Annotated in this window: 18 protein-coding genes; 3 read left to right on the plus strand and 15 right to left on the minus strand. The window is 72.4% G+C overall.

From position 1 onward, the window contains the following. From GPA10_RS43080 to GPA10_RS35685, 3 genes are all read right to left on the minus strand, one after another. A partial coding sequence (locus GPA10_RS43080) for a chromosome segregation SMC family protein (protein ID WP_343041685.1) occupies window positions 1–1,991 on the minus strand: 1,991 nt, incomplete at its 3' end. A 254-nt stretch (window positions 1,992–2,245) separates the two neighbouring features. Continuing rightward, the gene (locus tag GPA10_RS35675) at window positions 2,246–2,449 is read right to left on the minus strand and encodes a hypothetical protein (protein ID WP_058847470.1); all 204 of its coding nucleotides are present in this window, start codon (window positions 2,447–2,449) and stop codon (window positions 2,246–2,248) included. A 385-nt stretch (window positions 2,450–2,834) separates the two neighbouring features. After that, window positions 2,835–3,116 carry an acylphosphatase gene (locus GPA10_RS35685; protein WP_157169062.1) on the minus strand — a complete coding sequence of 94 codons (282 nt, stop codon included), beginning with the start codon at window positions 3,114–3,116 and terminating at the stop codon, window positions 2,835–2,837. 161 nt (window positions 3,117–3,277) lie between these two features. On the opposite strand from GPA10_RS35685, the gene GPA10_RS35690 reads away from it, so the two are divergent. Continuing rightward, the gene (locus tag GPA10_RS35690; protein ID WP_157169063.1) at window positions 3,278–4,393 is read left to right on the plus strand and encodes a CAP domain-containing protein; all 1,116 of its coding nucleotides are present in this window, start codon (window positions 3,278–3,280) and stop codon (window positions 4,391–4,393) included. Between the two features lie 84 nt (window positions 4,394–4,477). Here the strand turns inward: GPA10_RS35690 and GPA10_RS35695 are convergent, their stop codons facing one another. Next, complete coding sequence (locus GPA10_RS35695; protein ID WP_058847472.1) at window positions 4,478–5,071, minus strand: flavodoxin family protein; 594 nt, start codon at window positions 5,069–5,071, stop codon at window positions 4,478–4,480. Between the two features lie 161 nt (window positions 5,072–5,232). On the opposite strand from GPA10_RS35695, the gene GPA10_RS35700 reads away from it, so the two are divergent. Continuing rightward, window positions 5,233–5,700 carry a winged helix-turn-helix transcriptional regulator gene (locus GPA10_RS35700; protein ID WP_157169064.1) on the plus strand — a complete coding sequence of 156 codons (468 nt, stop codon included), beginning with the start codon at window positions 5,233–5,235 and terminating at the stop codon, window positions 5,698–5,700. Here the strand turns inward: GPA10_RS35700 and mutM are convergent. The 9 genes from mutM to GPA10_RS35745 form a co-directional block, all read right to left on the minus strand. Then, window positions 5,676–6,605, minus strand: coding sequence for a bifunctional DNA-formamidopyrimidine glycosylase/DNA-(apurinic or apyrimidinic site) lyase (mutM, locus tag GPA10_RS35705; RefSeq protein ID WP_343041686.1), 930 nt, complete (start codon window positions 6,603–6,605; stop codon window positions 5,676–5,678). The two genes, GPA10_RS35700 and mutM, sit on opposite strands and share 25 nt — an antisense overlap. Before the next feature lie 182 nt (window positions 6,606–6,787). Continuing rightward, window positions 6,788–7,609: a ribonuclease III gene (gene rnc / locus GPA10_RS35710; RefSeq protein WP_343041687.1), complete on the minus strand. Its 822-nt coding sequence runs from the start codon at window positions 7,607–7,609 to the stop codon at window positions 6,788–6,790. A gap of 7 nt (window positions 7,610–7,616) precedes the next feature. After that, the gene (gene rpmF / locus GPA10_RS35715; protein WP_030361955.1) at window positions 7,617–7,790 is read right to left on the minus strand and encodes a 50S ribosomal protein L32; all 174 of its coding nucleotides are present in this window, start codon (window positions 7,788–7,790) and stop codon (window positions 7,617–7,619) included. Window positions 7,791–7,792: 2 nt separating this feature from the next. After that, window positions 7,793–8,437, minus strand: a complete 645-nt coding sequence (locus tag GPA10_RS35720; protein WP_157169093.1) for a YceD family protein — start codon at window positions 8,435–8,437, stop codon at window positions 7,793–7,795. 197 nt (window positions 8,438–8,634) lie between these two features. Then, window positions 8,635–9,843: a F0F1 ATP synthase subunit B gene (locus GPA10_RS35725; RefSeq protein ID WP_343041688.1), complete on the minus strand. Its 1,209-nt coding sequence runs from the start codon at window positions 9,841–9,843 to the stop codon at window positions 8,635–8,637. A 60-nt stretch (window positions 9,844–9,903) separates the two neighbouring features. Further along, the gene (gene coaD / locus GPA10_RS35730) at window positions 9,904–10,383 is read right to left on the minus strand and encodes a pantetheine-phosphate adenylyltransferase (RefSeq protein WP_058847476.1); all 480 of its coding nucleotides are present in this window, start codon (window positions 10,381–10,383) and stop codon (window positions 9,904–9,906) included. Window positions 10,384–10,409: 26 nt separating this feature from the next. Further along, complete coding sequence (rsmD, locus tag GPA10_RS35735; protein WP_058847477.1) at window positions 10,410–11,003, minus strand: 16S rRNA (guanine(966)-N(2))-methyltransferase RsmD; 594 nt, start codon at window positions 11,001–11,003, stop codon at window positions 10,410–10,412. A gap of 85 nt (window positions 11,004–11,088) precedes the next feature. Continuing rightward, window positions 11,089–13,317, minus strand: a complete 2,229-nt coding sequence (gene recG, locus GPA10_RS35740) for an ATP-dependent DNA helicase RecG (RefSeq protein WP_157169066.1) — start codon at window positions 13,315–13,317, stop codon at window positions 11,089–11,091. Between the two features lie 86 nt (window positions 13,318–13,403). Next, the gene (locus tag GPA10_RS35745) at window positions 13,404–15,203 is read right to left on the minus strand and encodes a DAK2 domain-containing protein (protein ID WP_157169067.1); all 1,800 of its coding nucleotides are present in this window, start codon (window positions 15,201–15,203) and stop codon (window positions 13,404–13,406) included. Window positions 15,204–15,499: 296 nt separating this feature from the next. Between GPA10_RS35745 and rpmB the strand changes: the two genes are divergently transcribed. Continuing rightward, entirely contained in the window at window positions 15,500–15,685 is a 186-nt protein-coding gene (rpmB, locus tag GPA10_RS35750; RefSeq protein ID WP_030195073.1) for a 50S ribosomal protein L28, read from the plus strand. Between the two features lie 126 nt (window positions 15,686–15,811). Here rpmB and thiD read toward each other — a convergent pair whose 3' ends face one another. Both thiD and GPA10_RS35760 read right to left on the minus strand, forming a co-directional pair. Next, the gene (gene thiD, locus GPA10_RS35755; protein WP_343041689.1) at window positions 15,812–16,642 is read right to left on the minus strand and encodes a bifunctional hydroxymethylpyrimidine kinase/phosphomethylpyrimidine kinase; all 831 of its coding nucleotides are present in this window, start codon (window positions 16,640–16,642) and stop codon (window positions 15,812–15,814) included. After that, window positions 16,639–17,610 carry a thiamine-phosphate kinase gene (locus GPA10_RS35760; RefSeq protein WP_058847481.1) on the minus strand — a complete coding sequence of 324 codons (972 nt, stop codon included), beginning with the start codon at window positions 17,608–17,610 and terminating at the stop codon, window positions 16,639–16,641. Before GPA10_RS35760 ends, thiD begins: the two co-directional genes overlap by 4 nt. Window positions 17,611–17,659 lie beyond the last annotated feature (49 nt).

Genomic DNA, 17,659 nt, shown 5'->3' on the forward strand with positions numbered 1-17,659 from the left:
GCAGCACCGGCAGCACCGGCAGCACCGGCAGCACCGGCAGCACCGGCAGCACCGGCAGCACCGGCAGCACCGGCAGCACCGGCAGCACCGGCAGCACCGGCAGCACCGGCAGCACCGGCAGCACCGGCAGGAGCGTCCGCCGGGGGCCCCTCCCCAGTCAAGCCGTCGAAGGCGGCATCCGGCATCGCGCCAGAACCGTCGCGCCGCCCGCCGAGCGCACCCCCTCGCGCCCCCGAGGCGGGGGGCACCGCGGCACCCCACCCCGCGTCGGGCGCCCCCGCCAGCAACAGCGCGGCACGGCCCCCGTCCTGCTTGCGCAGCAGGCGGATCGCTTCTGCTGCCGAGGCGGGCGTCGTGACGGCGACGGCGTCCGCGGCGGCGCCGAACGCCGCCGCGACCGGAACTTCGAAGCCCGGCGCCACGGAGAGCAGCTCGGCGGCGGGTCCGAGCAGCCCGGTGAGCCGGTCCCTGGCGGCGAGCAGCGCGCCGGAGCCGTCCTTGCGGCGCAGTCCGAGGGCGAGGGCGTCGTGCCGGGCGGCCACGGCGGCCCGCTTCCGCTCGGCCGCGGTGGCCGCCTCCCGGGCCGCGGTCAGCTCCGCCTCGGCGTCGACGAGCCCGCGGCGGGCCTCCTCGTGCCGCTCCCCCAGCTCGGCGTCGCCCGCGTCGAGCCCGTCGACCTCCGTCTTGAGCCGTTCGTACTGCTCCTGCGCCGTGACCGCGCGCTCCTGGGCCTCGTCCCTGGCCAGGGCGAGGCGGTCGATCTCGGCCTGCGCGGACGCGGCCCGGGAGCGGGCCGCGTTGACCTGCCCGCCGAGCCGTGCGAGGCCTTCGCGCCGGTCGGCGATGGCCCGCGCCGCGTCCTTCAGGCGGCGCTCCTCCGCGGCGAGCTCGCGTTCGAGGTCGGCGCGGTGGGCGACGGTGTCGTCGAGGGCGTGCTGGGCCGCTTCGAGGGCGGCTTCGAGCTCGGCCTCCTGCTCGCGGACGCGCGCGGCCTCGCGCTCCATGTCCTCGGGGTCGCGTCCGCGCCGCTCGTCGGCGGGAGCGGAGCGGGCGCTGGTGACGCGGGCGTCCGCGAGCGAGACGGTGCCGCGCACACGCTCGGCGAGCTGTGAGAGCTCGTACCAGGTCTGCTGGGCCCGCTGCAGGCGCGGACTGAGCCGGCGCACCTCGTCCTCCAGGGCCGCCTCGCGCTGGAGCGCCGTCTTCAGCTCGGCCTCGGCGGCGTCCTTGCGGGCCTTGAGCGCGGCCTCGTCGGCGACCTCCGCGGTCAGGGCCTGACGCATCCGTACGAGGTCGTCGGCGAGCAGCCGCAGCCGGGCGTCGCGCAGGTCGGCCTGGATGACGGCGGCACGCCGGGCCACGGCGGCCTGGCGGCCGAGCGGCTTGAGCTGGCGCCGCAGCTCGTCGGTGAGGTCCTGGACGCGCGCGAGGTTGGCCTGCATCGCGTCCAGCTTCCGCAGCGCCTTCTCCTTGCGCTTGCGGTGCTTGAGGACGCCCGCGGCCTCCTCGATGAAGGCGCGGCGGCCCATGGGATCGGCGTGCAGGACGGAGTCGAGCTGGCCCTGGCCGACGATGACGTGCATCTCGCGGCCGATGCCGGAGTCGGAGAGGAGTTCCTGGATATCGAGCAGGCGACACGTATCACCATTGATCTGGTACTCGCTGCCGCCGTTGCGGAACATGATCCGCGTGATGGTGACCTCGGCGTACTCGATCGGCAGGGCGCCGTCGGAGTTGTCGATGGTGAGGGAGACCTCGGCGCGGCCGAGCGGCGGCCTGCCGGTCGTCCCGGCGAAGATGACGTCCTCCATCTTGCCGCCGCGCAGCGATTTCGCGCCCTGTTCACCCATGACCCAGCTCAGCGCGTCCACGACGTTGGACTTGCCGGATCCGTTCGGTCCGACGACGCAGGTGATGCCCGGCTCGAACTTCAGCGTCGTCGCCGACGCGAAAGACTTGAAACCACGCAGTGTCAGGGCCTTGAGGTGCACGCCGCGTGACTCTACCTTTCGCCGGTAGTTCACCGAGGAACGTGCGGGCAGTTTCACGGCGGAAGGTGCAGGGCACATCAGGTGTAAGCCCTTGCACGGCCAGGGAGGGAAAGAAAGAAGGGACGCCGAAGCGTCCCTTGCGGATCTCTCAGATCTATTAGATCAAGCAGATCTCTCTGTTTCAGCGGCTTGTCACGAACATCCTGACTGTGCGGTCATGGACATCCGTGGCGCCGGGTTCGGGGTGGCGTGGGTCAGGTGAGCGCAGGCTCCGCCTGGGGTACGTCGATGCTCTCCAGGAGCGCGTCGTGAGAAGCGGCAGCCGCCAGCGCGTCGTTCTCCGCCTGGATCCTGCCGAGCTCGGATTCCAGGTCCTGGACGCGCTGCTGGAGCCGTCGCATCTCGGCGAGGAGTCGCGGGTCGCTGCCGCCGACGTAACCGAGAAGCGCCTTTGCCATGATGAGTGGTCCTCCACACTGAGTGACCGACCGAATCGGTGTGGGTCGTGAGGGAATCGCACCCGCGGTGCTTGGCACTCTTCTGTTCTTGCTGGGTGTTACTTGGCCGTTCTCACATGCCAAACAGCTAAGGTGCGCGGGGCTTCCAGAGTCTCACCAAAAAGTTTGACGGTCAACACGATCACGCCCCGTATTGACGGGCGACCCGGCGGCGCGCGGCGGTGGAACCTGCGGCGCTGCCTCGGCTTCGGGACCCTGGGGGCGGCGAGATCATCCTTACTCGCGGAGCCTGCCACGGCAACCGCTTCTTGGCAACCACCAGGCCTTTCCTGCCCCGCGGGGCCGCCGCCGCCCCATCCGTCGGGGGCTCGGTGAGGGGGCGGGGTCAGCGGATGGCGAAGGACTCGTAGCCGCCGCGGGGCGTGTCCCAGATCTCAGTCACACCGTCGACACGGCCGGGTGTGTCGCTGCCGTGCAGCCAGTCGAGGAGTTCCTGGCAGCCGCTGCGTGAACCTTCGGCGACCACTTGGACGCGGCCGTCGTCGAGATTGAGAGCAAAGCCACACAGGCCGCCGATCTCCAGTGCCCTGGCCCGGGTGAACCAGCGGAATCCCACGCCTTGCACGCGGCCGCGCACCCAGGCGACGAGGCGGACTTCTTCGTTCATGAGGTGCACGCTAACGGGCCGATTGCCCGGGGAGCACTTCGCCCCCTTGCGCCATCGCGTACAGTCGCGACTCGACGAGCCTCACCCGTATGGGTGAGTCACGTCGACCGTCACGACGACGCCGGGGCCGACACCGGGCGTCAGGACGAAAGGCCCACGAGATGGGACGCCACCGACGCAGCGGCGCCGACCGCGCCGCCACCGGCCGCGCCGCTCGCACCGCGCCGCTCACCACGCCCGACGACCACGCCACCGGTGGGCCCTCCGCAGGCACCACGGGCGCGTCGGGCACGCCGTCGGGCACGTCGTACGACATCGTCTACCGCGCCGATGGCGGTCGCCGCACGGCGTCGCACCGGCGCGGCCGCCGGACGTCGAAGCCGGTGCGCACGGGTCTGCTCGGGGTCTCCGCGGCCGTCGCGATGGGAGCCGTCGCGGTCGCGTCCGGCCTGGTGCCGGGCGGTGGCACGTATTCGCTGGGCGGTGGGGAGGACCCGGGCGCCGTCCGGTCCGCGAGTTCCCCTTCCGGCCTCGACGCACAGGGCGGAAACGGCGGCTCGGCGGAGCGCGGGGAGCCCACGCCGAGCCGCGGCGGCGGAAGCACCGACGCGCCGGCGCCGTCGAAGTCCGCTGCCGGGCCCTCCGCGAAGCCGTCCGGCAAGGCGTCCCCGTCCGCCCCGTCGCAGCCGAAGCCCCCGGCGGACACCGGCTCCGAGGACTCCGGCGACACCCGCGACAAGGGAAGCGACGGGAGCGGGGCGAACGGCAAGGACAAGGACAAGAACAAGGCGGGGGACAACGGCGACCGCGAGGACGAGGCGCGCCGGACCCCCGGCCCTGAGCGCCCGCGGACCGGGGCGCCGAAGCCGCCGCCGGCGGCCGCGAAGCCGACGACCGGTGAGATCGCGGCCGAGGCCGAGGTGCTCGCGCTGGTCAACCAGGAGCGGGCCGAGGCGGGCTGCCGCCCGGTGCGCTCCGACATCGCCCTCGCCGACCTCGCCGGTGCCTTCAGCGCCGACATGGCGACCCGGGACTTCTTCGCGCACACCGACCCCGACGGCGCGACCCCGTGGGACCGCGCCGAGAAGGCCGGCATCGCGGACCTCGGCGGCGAGAACATCGCCCGCGGCCAGGTCGACGCGCCGTCCGTGATGGCCGCTTGGATGGCCAGCCCCGGACACCGCGCGAACATCCTGAACTGCGACTACAGGACCATGGGCGTCGGCGCGCACTTCGCGCCGGGCGGGCCCTGGTGGACGCAGGACTTCGGCTTCTGAGCCCTCGGCTCAGTTCGGCTTGCGAACCCTCCGGTCAGTTCGACTTGCGAACCCTCCGGTCAGTTCGGCTTCCGAACCCTCGGCTCAGGCGGCGGCGATCGCCGCGCGGCCCGCGGCGACGACGCGCGCGGTCTCGGTGACCCTGCGCCCGAGGTGCTCGGCCGTGGCGATGTCCGCCTTGTGCACGGCCTCCGGGCCCTGGTCGGCGTTGGTCTGGGCGGCGGCTCCGGCGAAGAAGCCGAGGCGGTTGAGGTCGTTCTCGGAGGCCTCGGAGGAGTTCCAGCCGGGCAGCAGACCCAGGTTGACCCAGTGCATGCCCTGCTGCGCGGCGAGCGTCTGGAAGTACTGGAGGGTGTGCAGCTTGTCACCGCTCTTGGACGCGGAGTTGGTGAAGCCCGCGGCGAGCTTGTCCTGCCAGGCGCGGGTGGCCCAGCGCTTCGACGAGGCCTCCGCGAAGACGTGGAAGGCACCCGAGGCCGTGCCCATGTAGGTGGGCGAGCCGAAGACGATGGCGTCCGCCGCGTCCAGGAGCTCCCACTCGGCCTCGGTGATCTCGTCGACCTTGATCAGGTGCGTGTCGGCACCGGCTTCCTCGGCACCGGAGCGGACGGCCTCCGCGACGACGGCGGTGTGGCCGAATCCGGAGTGGTAGGCGATGGCGACGACGGGGCTGGTCATGGGTGGGTGCTCCTTGGTGGAGGGAGATCGGGACCGCGTACGGCGGGACGGGAACGCGTACGGCGGGGCGGCGGACGGACCGGCCGACTCCCGAAAGGAAAGCACTAACTTTTGGTTAGCGCAACCCATTGGATAGCGCTGTGGAGGAGTAGCCTTGCTGTATGGACTCCCTCGCCCGCACAGACGACGCCTCCGGCGCACTCGACACACCCGACGCCTCCGACACATCCGACACATCCGACGCATCCGACTCGGACTGTCCGGACCTGGCGTACAACGTGTTCGCGCGGAACTGCCCGTCGCGGACCACGCTGGAGCACGTCACGGGCCGCTGGGGTGCGCTGACGCTCAGCGCGTTGCAGCACAGTTCGTTCCGGTTCAACGAACTGCGCCGCCGGGTCGACGGCGTGAGCGAGAAGATGCTGTCGCAGACGCTGCACGCGCTGGAGCGCGACGGTCTCGTGCACCGGGACGCACAGCCGACGAACCCGCCGCGCGTGGACTACCGGCTCACCCCGCTGGGGCAGGAGGTCGCCGAGCGCCTGCTGTCACTGATCCGTTTCGTGGAGGGCCACCAGGACGACGTGGCGGCCTCGCAGCAGCGCTACGACAGCCTCGGCGGGCGCTGACAGCGCGGGCAGAAGTAGCTGGAGCGGTTCATCCACGGCCGCCGCCGCATGGGCGTGCCGCAGCGCCGGCAGGGCTCGTCCTCGCGTCCGTACGCGTCGAGGGACCGCTCGAAGTAGCCCGACTCGCCGTTCACGTTGACGTAGAGGCTGTCGAAGCTGGTGCCGCCGACGGCGAGGGCGGCGTTCATCACGTCCCGTACGTGGCCGAGGAGTTGCGCCGTGCGCGGCCGGGTGAAGGTGGCCGTCGGGCGTTCGTAGTGCAGCCGCGCCCGCCACAGGGCCTCGTCGGCGTAGATGTTGCCGACACCGCTGATCAGGGACTGGTTCAGCAGGGCGCGCTTGATGGTGCTGCGGCTGCGGCGCAGGGCCTGATGGAACGCCTCGTCGTCGAAGAGCGGGTCCAGCGGGTCGCGGGCGATGTGCGCGATGACATCGGGCAGACCGTCCGGGGTGTTCTCGTGCAGGGAGAGCCCGCCGAAGGTCCGCTGGTCCACGAACCGCAGCTCGGTGCCGCGCGCCTCGTCGGCGCCTTCGCCGTCGCCGTCACCCAGGTGACCGGCCTGGGCCACGTGGTCCTCGTGGTCCTCGTGGTCCGTGAAGCGCACCCGGATCCGCAAGTGCTTCTCGTCCGGGGCCTGTTCGGACTTGACCAGGAGCTGGCCGCTCATGCCCAGATGGGCGAGGACGGACATGCCGCTGTCGGCCACCGGCAGCCACAGGTACTTGCCGCGCCGCATCGGCGCGCCCATACGGTGCCCCTTGAGCCGGTGCGCGAAGTCGTCGGCGCCCGCGAGATGGCGGCGGATCGCCCGCGGGTGCAGGACCTCGACATCGGCGACGGTCCGGCCACCGACCCAGCGGGCGAGCCCGCGGCGGACGACCTCGACCTCGGGCAGTTCGGGCACGGGGGTCCTCCGGACGGGTGCGGGGTGCGCGGTGCGGGACGGCGGTGCACGGGCAGCGTAGCGCGCGGTTTCCGGCCTCGCGGCGGGCCTGCCTCGCACACCGGGCGCCCGCCCGCGGCCGGTGCACGGCCGCGGGCGGTGCACGGCCGCGGGCGGGCGCCCGCTGATGCGTACCGCTCCGCTCAGGCGGGCGGGGTGTCGGAGGCGGCCGACGTGCCCGCGTCGGCGGCATCCGCCGCCTTGGCCCGCTCGTCCGCCGCCGCGCTGATGGCGCGCCACGCGGACTCCGCGGCCTGCTGCTCCGCTTCCTTCTTGCTGCGGCCGGTGCCGGTGCCGTACGAGACGCCTCCGACGCGGGCGGCAGCAGTAAAGGTCTTCTCGTGGTCCGGGCCGCTCTCCGTGACGCGATACTCGGGCACGCCGAGGCTCTCCGTCGCGGTGAGCTCCTGGAGGCTGGTCTTCCAGTCCAGGCCCGCGCCGAGGTTCGAGGACTTCTCGATGAGCGGGTCGAAGAGCCGGTGCACCAGCTCGCTCGCCGCTTCCAGACCCCGGTCCAGATAGACCGCGCCGATCACCGCTTCCAGGGTGTCGGCGAGGATGGACGCCTTGTCCCGGCCGCCCGTGCCCTCTTCGCCCCGGCCGAGCCGGATGAAGGAGCCGAGGTCGAGCCCGCGGCCCACCTCCGCAAGCGCACGCGAGTTGACCACCGCGGCCCGCAACTTGGCCAGCTGGCCTTCGGGCAGGTCGGGGTGGGTGCGGTACAGCGTGTCCGTGACCACGAGGCCGAGCACGGAGTCCCCGAGGAACTCCAGGCGCTCGTTCGTGGGCAGGCCGCCGTTCTCGTACGCGTACGAACGGTGGGTGAGCGCACGCACCAGAAGGGCGGACTCGAGCTGATACCCGAGCCGCCCTTCCAGAAGCGTGTGGGACGAGGCTGCGTTGTTGCTGTCTGCCTGCATCTTGGCGTCATCCGCCTTCTTTGGGCTAGACACAGCGCCTCTCACCAGCCGCTCAGACCTCGAGGACCTGGCGCTTGTTGTAGGTGCCACAAGCGGGGCACGCGATGTGCTGCAGCTTGGGCTCCTGGCAACGCTCACACGAAACCAGGGTGGGGACCGCAGCCTTCCACTGCGACCGGCGGTGGCGCGTGTTGCTGCGCGACATCTTCCGCTTCGGAACAGCCACGGCTACTTCTCCTGCTTCTCGTCGACGCTCGGTTCAGCGCCGCTCATCTCGTCCTTCTCGCCGTCCTGGATGGAGTCAGCGAGTCCCTGCAGTGCCGCCCAACGGATGTCGACGGCGTCATGGTGGTGGTCCGGGTCGTCCGTGAGCCGTACTCCGCACTCGGAGCACAGGCCCTGACAGTCTTCCTGGCACACCGGCTGCATCGGCAGTGCGAGCACCACCGCGTCCCGCAGCACGGGTTCGAGGTCGAACAGGCCGTCCTCGAGGAAGAGCCTGTCCTCGTCGTCCTCGGCGTCGTCGGCCGGTTCCGCGATGCGGCCCCGGTCGTCGGCGTCAGGGTACGAGAACATCTCCTGGAAGTCCGCTTCGAGCGCGAGCTCCAGCGGCTCCAGACACCTTACGCACTCCCCCTTGGCCGATGCACGGGCGGTGCCTGTGACAAGCACCCCTTCCATGACCGACTCCAGGCGGATCTCCAGCTCCACCGGTGCGCCGTCCGGCACACCGATGACCCCTTCGACGCCGAACGGAGCCGGCGAACCGGGGGCGTCGATGGTGCGGGTCACCCGCTGCATGGCACCAGGACGCCGACCCAGCTCGTGTGTGTCGAACACAAGTGGGTTGCGGTGGTCGAGGCGCGTGCTCAGGGGTTTTCCTGCTTTCGAATCCTGGGAGTGGGGCAAGGCGGCCACCGTGCCGACGCCGCGCAGACGCGGCTTGAGCGGGCAGCCCGGATCGCGGACATACGCGCGACCGAAGAGCCAGGATACTGGACCATTCGCTTTCGGCCCAATCGGCCGGGGCTCCGCACCGGTGGGCCCCGGCGCCGCGGCGCCCGCGGGCCCTAGCGGCCCTGCTCGTACTGGCGCAGCTGCTCCGCGCTGATCATGGTGGTGTCGAAGAGGCTGGTCTCGTCGAGCACGGCCGGGGCGGGGCTCTGTCTGCCGTAGTCCTGCTGCGCCCGGCCGTCGGTCTGCTGGGGCTGCGGGGGCTGCGGGGCATAGCCCTGCTGCTGGTGCGGGTCGAAGCCCTGCTGCTCGTTCGGGTCGTAGCCCTGCTGCTGGTACCCGTAGGGGTCCTGCTGGTACGCGTACGGATCCTGCTGGCCGTACGGCTGCTGGTAGGCGTACGGGTCCTGCGTGCCGTAGGGGTCCTGGCCGCCGCCGTACTGGTCGCCGCCCTGGTCGTAGCCGCTCCGGGCGGCCGGGACGGTCCCGTACTGGTCCTGCTGATACGCGTACGGGTCCGGCTCGTGCTGCGGCGGCGAAGGCGCGTAGGGCTCCTGGGCGGGGACCGGCGGGGGCGCGGCGGGCTGCCGGGGCGGGCGCTCGGCGCGCTCGGGCGTCTCGGCGAGGCCGGACAGATAGTCGGCGTCCGAGGTGTGCTCCGCCGCGCCTGCCGCGCCGAGTTCGCTCAGCTCGTCGGCGGGAGCCCGGCCGTGCAGGGTCTGACGGCCGCGGCCGACGGCCTCCAGGGTCTTGGCGAGCACCGCCTCGAAGGCGCCGAGCTTCACGTCCACGTAGGCGTCGGCGTTGCGGCGCAGGGTCTCCGGGTCGTGGCTGCGCTCGGGGGCGTCGTCGTCCTCGTAGCCCTGCTCGTCGAGTCCGGGGCCGGTGCCGAGGAGCTTCTCGCGGCCGCGGCCGACGGAGCCGAGCGTCTTGGTGAGGACGACCTCGAAGTTGGCGAGCTTGCTGTCCACGTAGTCGTCGGCCTCGGCGCGGACCTCCTCGGCCTCCCTGCGCGCGTCGGCGAGGATGCGGTCGGCCTCCGACTGGGAGCGGCGGGCGACCTCCGTGTCGGAGATCAGCGAACCGCGTTCGGCGTGCGCGCCCTCGATGATCCGCTCGGCCTCCTGGCGGGCCTGCTCGACCAGCTGCGCACGGCCGCCGATCAGCTCCTGGGCCTGCGCGAGCGAGCCCGGCAGGGCCTGGCGCACCTCTTCGAGCATCGCCAGGAGCTCGGCGCGGTTGACCACGCACGAGGCGGACATGGGCATGGACTTGGCGCTGCCGACCGTACCGACGATCTCGTCGATCTTCTTCTGCACGTCCACCGCGGGCTCGCCACTCTCTACAGCTTGTTGGGAGACGGACGGGACGACTGTAGCCCTTGATCAGCCCTGGGCGAGGCGCTTGTTGAGGGCTTCGAGCACCACGGGGGGAACCAGGTGCGCGATGTCGCCACCCCAGGCCGCGACCTCCTTCACCAGCGAGGAGGACAGGAAGCTGTAGGCGGGGTTGGTGGGCACGAACAGGGTCTCCACACCGGAGAGACCGTTGTTCATCTGCGCCATCTGCAGTTCGTAGTCGAAGTCGCTGACCGCCCGCAGGCCCTTGACGATGGCCGGGATGTCACGCTCCTTGCAGAAGTCGACGAGGAGGCCGTGGAAGGACTCGACCTCCACGTTGCCGAACTCGGCGGTGACCTGGCGGATCAGCTCGATCCGCTCGTCGACTCCGAACAGGCCCTGCTTGGACTTGTTGATCATCACCGCGACGTGCACGACGTCGTAGAGCTTGGAGGCGCGGGCGATGATGTCGAGGTGTCCATTGGTGATGGGGTCGAACGACCCCGGACAGACGGCGCGGCGCAACGGAAGTCCCTCGCTCTCCGGTCGGGTCATGGCGCGATTTCTTGTTCGTCGCACGTAGAGGCGGCGCGACCGTACCAAAACGTGCCTTCGCCGTAGCGACGGGACCGCAGTCCCTCGAAGCCGTCCGGCCAGCCGAATTCCCCGCCCCTCGTACTGCGTTCAACGGTGACGAGGGCGTCGTCCGTGAGCCAGCCTCCCGAGCGGAGTGTGAGCAGGATCTCCTGAAGATCGTTGTCGCCCACCGCGTACGGCGGGTCGAGGAAGACCAGGTCGTAGGGGGTGCCGGGGGCGGTGTCCGCGACGACCTGGGCGGCCTTGCCCGCGCGGGCCTCGGCGCCGGGCAGGCCGAGGGCCTTGATGTTCTCGCGGATGGTGCGGGCCGCGCGGGCGTCGGCCTCCACGAGGAGGGCGTGCGCCGCGCCGCGGGACAGGGCCTCGAGGCCGACGGCGCCGGAGCCCGCGTACAGGTCGAGGACGCGGGCGCCGTCGAGGGTGCCCTGGAGCGCCTGCCAGGTGGAGAACAGGCCCTCGCGGGCGCGGTCCGATGTGGGCCGGGTGCCGTTCCCCGGCGGGACGGCGAGGCGGCGGCCACCGGCCTTGCCGGCGATCACGCGGGTCATCTGGGTCTCTGCGTCCTTCGGCTGCGGGTGGGGCCCGGAGTGGACCTTGCTCTCACGATAGGACGTATCGCCGCGTCACCCCATGTCACCCCTTGTCGAGGTACTGCTCGCGCTCGGCGTCGAGGAGGGCGTCCAGGGCCGTGCGCAGCTCCGGCAGGTGCTCCAGGTCGGGGTCGCGGGAGACCACGGCGGTCGCCTCCTCGCGGGCCGCGGCGATGACCTCCTCGTCGTCGATGACGGCCAGCATGCGCAGCGAGGAACGCACCCCGGACTGGGCCTGGCCGAGCACGTCGCCCTCGCGGCGCTGCTCCAGGTCGATGCGGGAGAGCTCGAATCCGTCGAGGGTCGCGGCCACGGCGCCGAGCCGGGCGCGGGCGGGGCTCGCCTCCGGCGCGTCGGTGACCAGCAGGCACAGTCCCGGCGCGGAGCCGCGGCCGACGCGGCCGCGGAGCTGGTGCAGCTGGGAGACGCCGAAGCGGTCCGCGTCCATGATCACCATGGCGGTCGCGTTCGGTACGTTCACGCCGACCTCGATGACGGTCGTGGCGACCAGGACGTGGGTCTCGCCGGCGGCGAAGCGGCGCATCACCGCGTCCTTGTCCTCGGGCTGCATGCGGCCGTGCAGAACCTCGACCTCCAGGCCCCGCAGGGGGCCGTGGGTCAGCTCGTCGGCGACGTCGAGGACGGCGAGCGGAGGACGCTTGTCACCACCCTCCTCAGCGGCGTCGGCGGGCTTCTTCTTGCCGCTCTTCTTCTTGGGCTCCGCCGTCTCGTCGTCCGTGTCGCCGATGCGGGGGCAGACCACGTACGCCTGGTGGCCGTTCTCCACCTCCTCGCGCACGCGCTCCCACGCGCGGGCGAGGAAGTGCGGCTTGTCCTGGGCGGGGACGACGTGGGTGGAGATCGGTGAGCGGCCCGCGGGGAGCTGGTCGAGGACGGAGGTCTCCAGGTCTCCGAACACCGTCATCGCGACCGTGCGCGGAATGGGCGTGGCCGTCATGACGAGGAGGTGCGGCGGCTGCTTGCCCTTGCCGCGCAGGGCGTCGCGCTGCTCGACGCCGAAGCGGTGCTGCTCGTCGACCACGACCAGGCCGAGGTCGTGGAACTGCACCTTGTCCTCGATCAGCGCGTGCGTCCCGATGACGACTCCGGCTTCGCCGGTGGCGAGGTCGAGCAGGGCCTGACGGCGGGCGGGCGTGCCCATGGAGCCCGTGAGCAGCGTGACCTTCGTGCCGTGCTCGGCGCCGCCGAGCAGGCCGCCCTCCGCGAGCTCGCCCATCATCTCCGTGATCGAGCGGTGGTGCTGCTGGGCCAGGACCTCCGTGGGCGCGAGCATGGCGGCCTGGCCGCCGGCGTCCACGACGGCGAGCATGGCGCGCAGGGCCACCATTGTCTTGCCCGAGCCGACCTCTCCCTGGAGGAGGCGGTGCATGGGGTGTTCGGTGGCCAGGTCGTCGAAGATCTCCTTGGAGACCCGGCGCTGGCCGTCCGTGAGCTCGAAGGGGAGCTTGGCGTCGAAGGCGGTGAGCAGGCCGTCGGGGGACGGCCTGCGGGCCACCGCGGGGAGCTGGGCGTCGGCGAACCTGCGGCGGGCCAGGGCGATCTGGAGGACGAACGCCTCGTCCCACTTCAGCCGGTCGCGGGCGGCGGCGATGTCCGCCTTCGACCGCGGGCGGTGGATCTTCAGGAGCGCTTCGGGGAGCGGGATGAGGCCGCGGCCCTCGCGCAGCGTCGGCGGCAGCGGGTCCAGGGCCTCCTGGGCGCTGGGCAGGACCGCGTCGACGGACTTGGCGATCTTCCAGGACTCCAGCTTGGCGGTCGCCGGATAGAGCGGGATGAGGGCTCCGGCCCAGGAGTCCACTGCCTCGGCGGCCGAGCCGGCCTCGCCGTCGCCTTGCAGCAGTTGATACGCCGGGTGGGCGAGCTGCGTCTTGCGGTTGAAGACACCGACCTTGCCCGCGAACATCGCCCGGGTGCCGGGCAGCAGGTCCTTGTGCGGCTTGTGGATGCCGCGGCCGAAGAAGACGAGCTGGAGCTGGCCGCTGCCGTCCGTGATCGTGACTTCCAGGCGCTGGCCGCTGCCGCCGTTGAAGCGCAGGACGCGTGCGGTCGCCACCTGGGCGACGACCGTGACGTGCTCGTCCAGCGGGAGGTCGGCGAGGCGGGTCAGCTCGCCGCGCTCCGCGTACTTCCGCGGATAGTGGTGCAGGAGGTCGCCGACCGTGTGCAGGCCGAGGTGCTCGGCCATCACCTTCGCGGTGGCCTGGCCGAGGGCGTTCTTCAAGGGTTCCTGGAGCGCGTGCACGAGATCCATTGCACACCACGGCACTGACATTCCGGGGCATGCCCCGGAGATCTCCTCGCGGGGCCGCCCGGAACCCGGTGCGGGCCCGGGCCCGGCTACTCCACTCCGATGAGCAGCAGGGGCGACTGCGGCCCGCCCCGGTACAGGACCGTGTCCACGGCCAGGTGGCCGTCGCGCACGTGTTTCTCCAGGCGTTCGGCCACCCCGTCGGTGACCGCGTCCCCGAGCACGAGGGTGACCATCTCGCCGCCCGCGGCCAGCATCCGGTCGAGCACGGCCGCGGCGGTCCCCGCGACCTCCCCGCCGATCACCGCGACGTCGCCGTCGATCAGGCCGAGCACGTCCCCGGCCTGGCAGATGCCCGCTGTGGTCCACGACTGCCGTTCGGCGACGACCAGTTCGGCGTAGCGGGCCGCCCCGGCAGCCGACGTCATGGCGACGACGTCCTCGTCGAAGCGGCGGTCCGGTTCGTGCACGGCGAGTGCCGCGATGCCCTGGACCGCCGAGCGGGTGGGGATCAGGGCGACGCGCACGCCCTCGGAGCGGGCCTGCTCCGCGGCGGCCGCCGCGGTGTGCCGCAGCTCCGCGTCGTTCGGCAGCAGCACCACCTCGCGCGCGTGGGCGCGCCGGATCGCCTCCACGAGCTCCCCGCTGGCGGGCGGCTCCCCCACGCGCGCGGGCACCGTGGTCGCCCCCGCCTCCGCGTACAGGGCCGCCAGGCCGTCGCCCGGCACGACGGCCACGATGCCGCGCTGGACCCGCTCGCGGGGCGGCTGTGTCCGCGCGGTGTGGGCGTCGCCCGCGCCGAAGTGCGTGATGCGGATGCGGTGCGGCCGCCCCGCCTCGACGCCCGCCTCGACGGCCGCCCCCGCGTCGTCCACGTGCACGTGCACGTTCCAGAGGCCGTCGCCGCCGACGACCACGAGCGAGTCGCCGAGCGGGTCGAGCCGGGCCCGCAGCCGGTCGACGGCCGCGTCGTCGGCCTCCAGGAGGTAGATCACTTCGAAGGCGGGTCCGGCGGCGCCACCCTCCGCCCCGGGGGTCGCGCACTCTGTCGCGCCCTCGTCGTCCACGCGCGCGTGGAGCCCCGTCGCGGCCCGCGGTCGCACGGTCTCCCCCGACAGCGCGCCGACCAGTGCGCCCAGGACGGCGACGAGACCGCGTCCCCCGGCGTCCACGACGCCCGCGCGGCCGAGCGCCGCGAGCTGTCCGGGAGTGGCGTCCAGCGCCGTGCAGGCGCCCTCGTACGCGGCGCGGGCTACCGTCGCGCAGTCGCCGTCGGGTGGCGCGGCCCGGGAGGCGGTGAGGGCCGCGTCGGCCGCCGCCCTGGCGACCGTCAGGACCGTGCCCTCCACGGGATGCGCCACCGCCTGGTAGGCGGCCTCGGCGGCACGGACGAGCGCCAGCGCGAGCCGGGCACCGTCGGCGTGACATGCGTCACCGTCCGAAGAAGGAGTGGGATCGGTGGGATCGGTGGGATCGGTGCCCCTACCGGCCCCGGTACCCGCATCAGCAGCCACGGCCGTGCCCGTGGCCGTGCCCGTAGCCAAGGCCGTGCCCGTGCCCGCAGCCGTGCCCTCCGGAAGCACCTGCGCCATCCCCCGCAGCAGCTGCGCCAGAATCGTCCCCGAGTTGCCCCGGGCCCCGATCAGCGCCCCGTGCGCCATCGCGCGCACCACCTCGGCGAGGGCCGGTCTGGCCGGGTCGAGGCCCGTGAAGGCCGCTTCGACCGCGCGGGCCGCCGACTCCATCGTCAGATAGAGATTGGTGCCGGTGTCCGCGTCCGCGACCGGATAGACGTTGATCGCGTCGATCTCCTCGCGGGCCTGTCCCAGGGCTTCCAGAGCGAGAGCGCTCCAGGCGCGGGCTGCGACAGCGTCGAGGTTCTGCGGCAAGTGGTCGCCTCCTAAGAGCAACACGGGGCGTCACCGGTGCGTCACGGGACGCCTCCGTCGTGCGTCACGGGATGAGACGCAGCGTAGACCCGGGCCGGACCCGGGCAAGAGGGACGGCCGGGGCGGGGCGGGGGCCGGACGTGGTAGTTTCGTTGTACCGAAGCAGTCGTTGTATGCTGCTCCGGTTGCCCGATACTCATCGGGCCATTCCTCCTGGCAACGCCACTCCGATCATTGCACTGATCCCGGCATGCCGGGTTTAACCGTAAGTGCATCTGAAGTCTTTGGAGTGACCCGTGGCTGCCAACTGCGACGTCTGCGGCAAGGGGCCGGGCTTCGGCAACAACATCTCGCACTCGCACCGCCGTACGCCCCGTCGCTGGAACCCGAACATCCAGCGCGTGCGTGCCGTGGTCGGCGGGACGCCGAAGCGCCTCAACGCCTGCACCTCGTGCATCAAGGCCGGCAAGGTCTCGCGCTGACGCTTCTGCGCGGCCACCTAGCCGGTTGCTGAGAATGCCGGTCCACCTTCGGGTGGACCGGCATTTTCACGTACCCGGAGAAGCGCGGGGCGGCCGCCCCGGACTCCCCGGGGCGGCACCGTCCGGCTAGGGAACCCCCACCCCGTCCCGGAACTCCCAGCCGTGGTCCACGGGCCCGATCCCGTCGCCGAGCGCGAACCCGGCGGCGATCGCGCCGGTGACGTACGCCTTGGCGGCGGTGACGGCCTCCAGGACGGTCTGCCCCTTCGCGAGCTGCGCCGCGATCGCGCTGGCGAGTGTGCAGCCCGTGCCGTGCGTGTGGCGGTTGTCGTGGCGCGGGGCGCGCAGCCAGTGCTCCTCGGAGCCGTCGGTCAGCAGGTCGACCGCCTTGGCTGCGCCGACGCCGTCCGTGAGGTGCCCGCCCTTGATGACGACCCATGCGGGCCCGTACGCGAGGACGGCCGCGGCGGCCCGTCGCATGCCGTCCTCCGACCGGACGCGCACGCCCGTCAGTTGCTCGACCTCGTCGAGGTTGGGGGTGGCGATCGTGGCGACCGGGAGCAGCTTGGTGCGCACGCAGTCCAGGGCGGAGGCGGCGAGCAGCGCGTCGCCGTGCTTGGAGACGCCGACCGGGTCGACGACGGCGGGGGCGTCGGTGCCCGCGAGCAAGTCCGCGACCGCCTCGACCAGTTCGGCGGAGGCCAGCATGCCCGTCTTGACGGCGGAGACGCCGATGTCGTCGACGACGCTGCGGTACTGCGCCCGCACCGCCTCCACCGGCAGCTCCCAAGCGCCCTGCACGCCGACGGAGTTCTGCGCCGTGACCGCCGTGACGACGCTCATCCCGTGCGTGCCGAGGGCGAGCATCGTCTTCAGGTCGGCCTGGATGCCGGCGCCGCCCCCGGAGTCCGATCCGGCGACGGTGAGCACCCTCGGGGGCGCGCTGCGCGGGCTCACGCGTCGTCGCCCCCGTTCTCGCCGAAGTGGTCCCAGCCCTTGCTGGTCCAGGGGGCGCCGTCCACGGTGACCTGCGGCTGCGCGGAGGGGTTGAGGATCTCGCCGATGACCTTCCAGCGGGCGGGCAGCTTCACGTCCGGCGGGAACGTCGCCACGATGGCGTGGTCCTCGCCGCCGTTGAGCACCCACTGGAGCGGGTCGACGCCGACGGCCTGCCCGATGTCGTTCATCTGCGAGGGCACGTCCACGTCGCCGGAGCGGATGTCGATACGCACCTTGCTGGCCTCGGCGATGTGCCCGAGGTCGGCGATCAGGCCGTCGCTGACGTCCGTCATGGCGGTCGCGCCGAGACCGGCGGCGGCGGGGCCCGCGTGGTAGGGCGGCTCGGGCCTGCGGTGGGCCTCCACGAAGGCGCGCGGCGAGCGGAAGCCGCGGGAGAGGACCGCGTGCCCGGCGGCGGACCAGCCGAGCCAGCCGGTGACGGCGACGACGTCGCCGGGCTGGGCGCCCGCGCGCGTGACGGGCTCGTGGTTGCGCAGATCGCCGAGGGCGGTGATGGAGACGGTGATCGTGTCGCCGCGTACGACGTCGCCGCCGACGACGGCCGCGCCCGCGACCTGGCACTCGTCGCGCAGGCCGTCCATCAGCTCGGTGGGCCAGCTCGCGGGGAGTTCCGCGGGCACGACGAGGCCGAGCAGGATGGCGGTGGGCACCGCGCCCATGGCCGCGATGTCGGCGAGGTTCTGCGCGGCGGCCTTGCGGCCGACGTCGTAGGCCGTCGACCAGTCGCGGCGGAAGTGCCGGCCCTCCAGGAGGATGTCGGTGCTCGCCACCACCCTGCGGTCCGGGGCGGCCACGACGGCGGCGTCGTCGCCGGGGCCGAGACGTACGGCCGGAGTGGAGGTGAGCCGCGAGGTGAGCTCCCTGATGAGCCCGAACTCGCCCAACTCGCCGACGGTGCCCTTCATGCGCGTGCTGCTCCTTCTGCCACGGTTGCCGCGGTCCGCTTGCGGTCGC

The organism is Streptomyces typhae, assembly GCF_009755605.1.
In the GTDB taxonomy this organism is placed as follows: domain Bacteria; phylum Actinomycetota; class Actinomycetes; order Streptomycetales; family Streptomycetaceae; genus Streptomyces; species Streptomyces typhae.

Excerpts from the sequence above, each read along its gene's own strand:
- recG (WP_157169066.1), bottom strand. The coding sequence starts at position 13,317 with ATGGATCTCGTGCACGCGCTCCAGGAACCCTTGAAGAACGCCCTCGGC.
- GPA10_RS35700 (WP_157169064.1), top strand. The coding sequence starts at position 5,233 with ATGGACTCCCTCGCCCGCACAGACGACGCCTCCGGCGCACTCGACACA.
- GPA10_RS35690 (WP_157169063.1), top strand. The coding sequence starts at position 3,278 with ATGGGACGCCACCGACGCAGCGGCGCCGACCGCGCCGCCACCGGCCGC.
- GPA10_RS35685 (WP_157169062.1), bottom strand. The coding sequence starts at position 3,116 with ATGAACGAAGAAGTCCGCCTCGTCGCCTGGGTGCGCGGCCGCGTGCAA.
- GPA10_RS35760 (WP_058847481.1), bottom strand. The coding sequence starts at position 17,610 with ATGAAGGGCACCGTCGGCGAGTTGGGCGAGTTCGGGCTCATCAGGGAG.
- GPA10_RS35695 (WP_058847472.1), bottom strand. The coding sequence starts at position 5,071 with ATGACCAGCCCCGTCGTCGCCATCGCCTACCACTCCGGATTCGGCCAC.
- GPA10_RS35675 (WP_058847470.1), bottom strand. The coding sequence starts at position 2,449 with ATGGCAAAGGCGCTTCTCGGTTACGTCGGCGGCAGCGACCCGCGACTC.
- rsmD (WP_058847477.1), bottom strand. The coding sequence starts at position 11,003 with ATGACCCGCGTGATCGCCGGCAAGGCCGGTGGCCGCCGCCTCGCCGTC.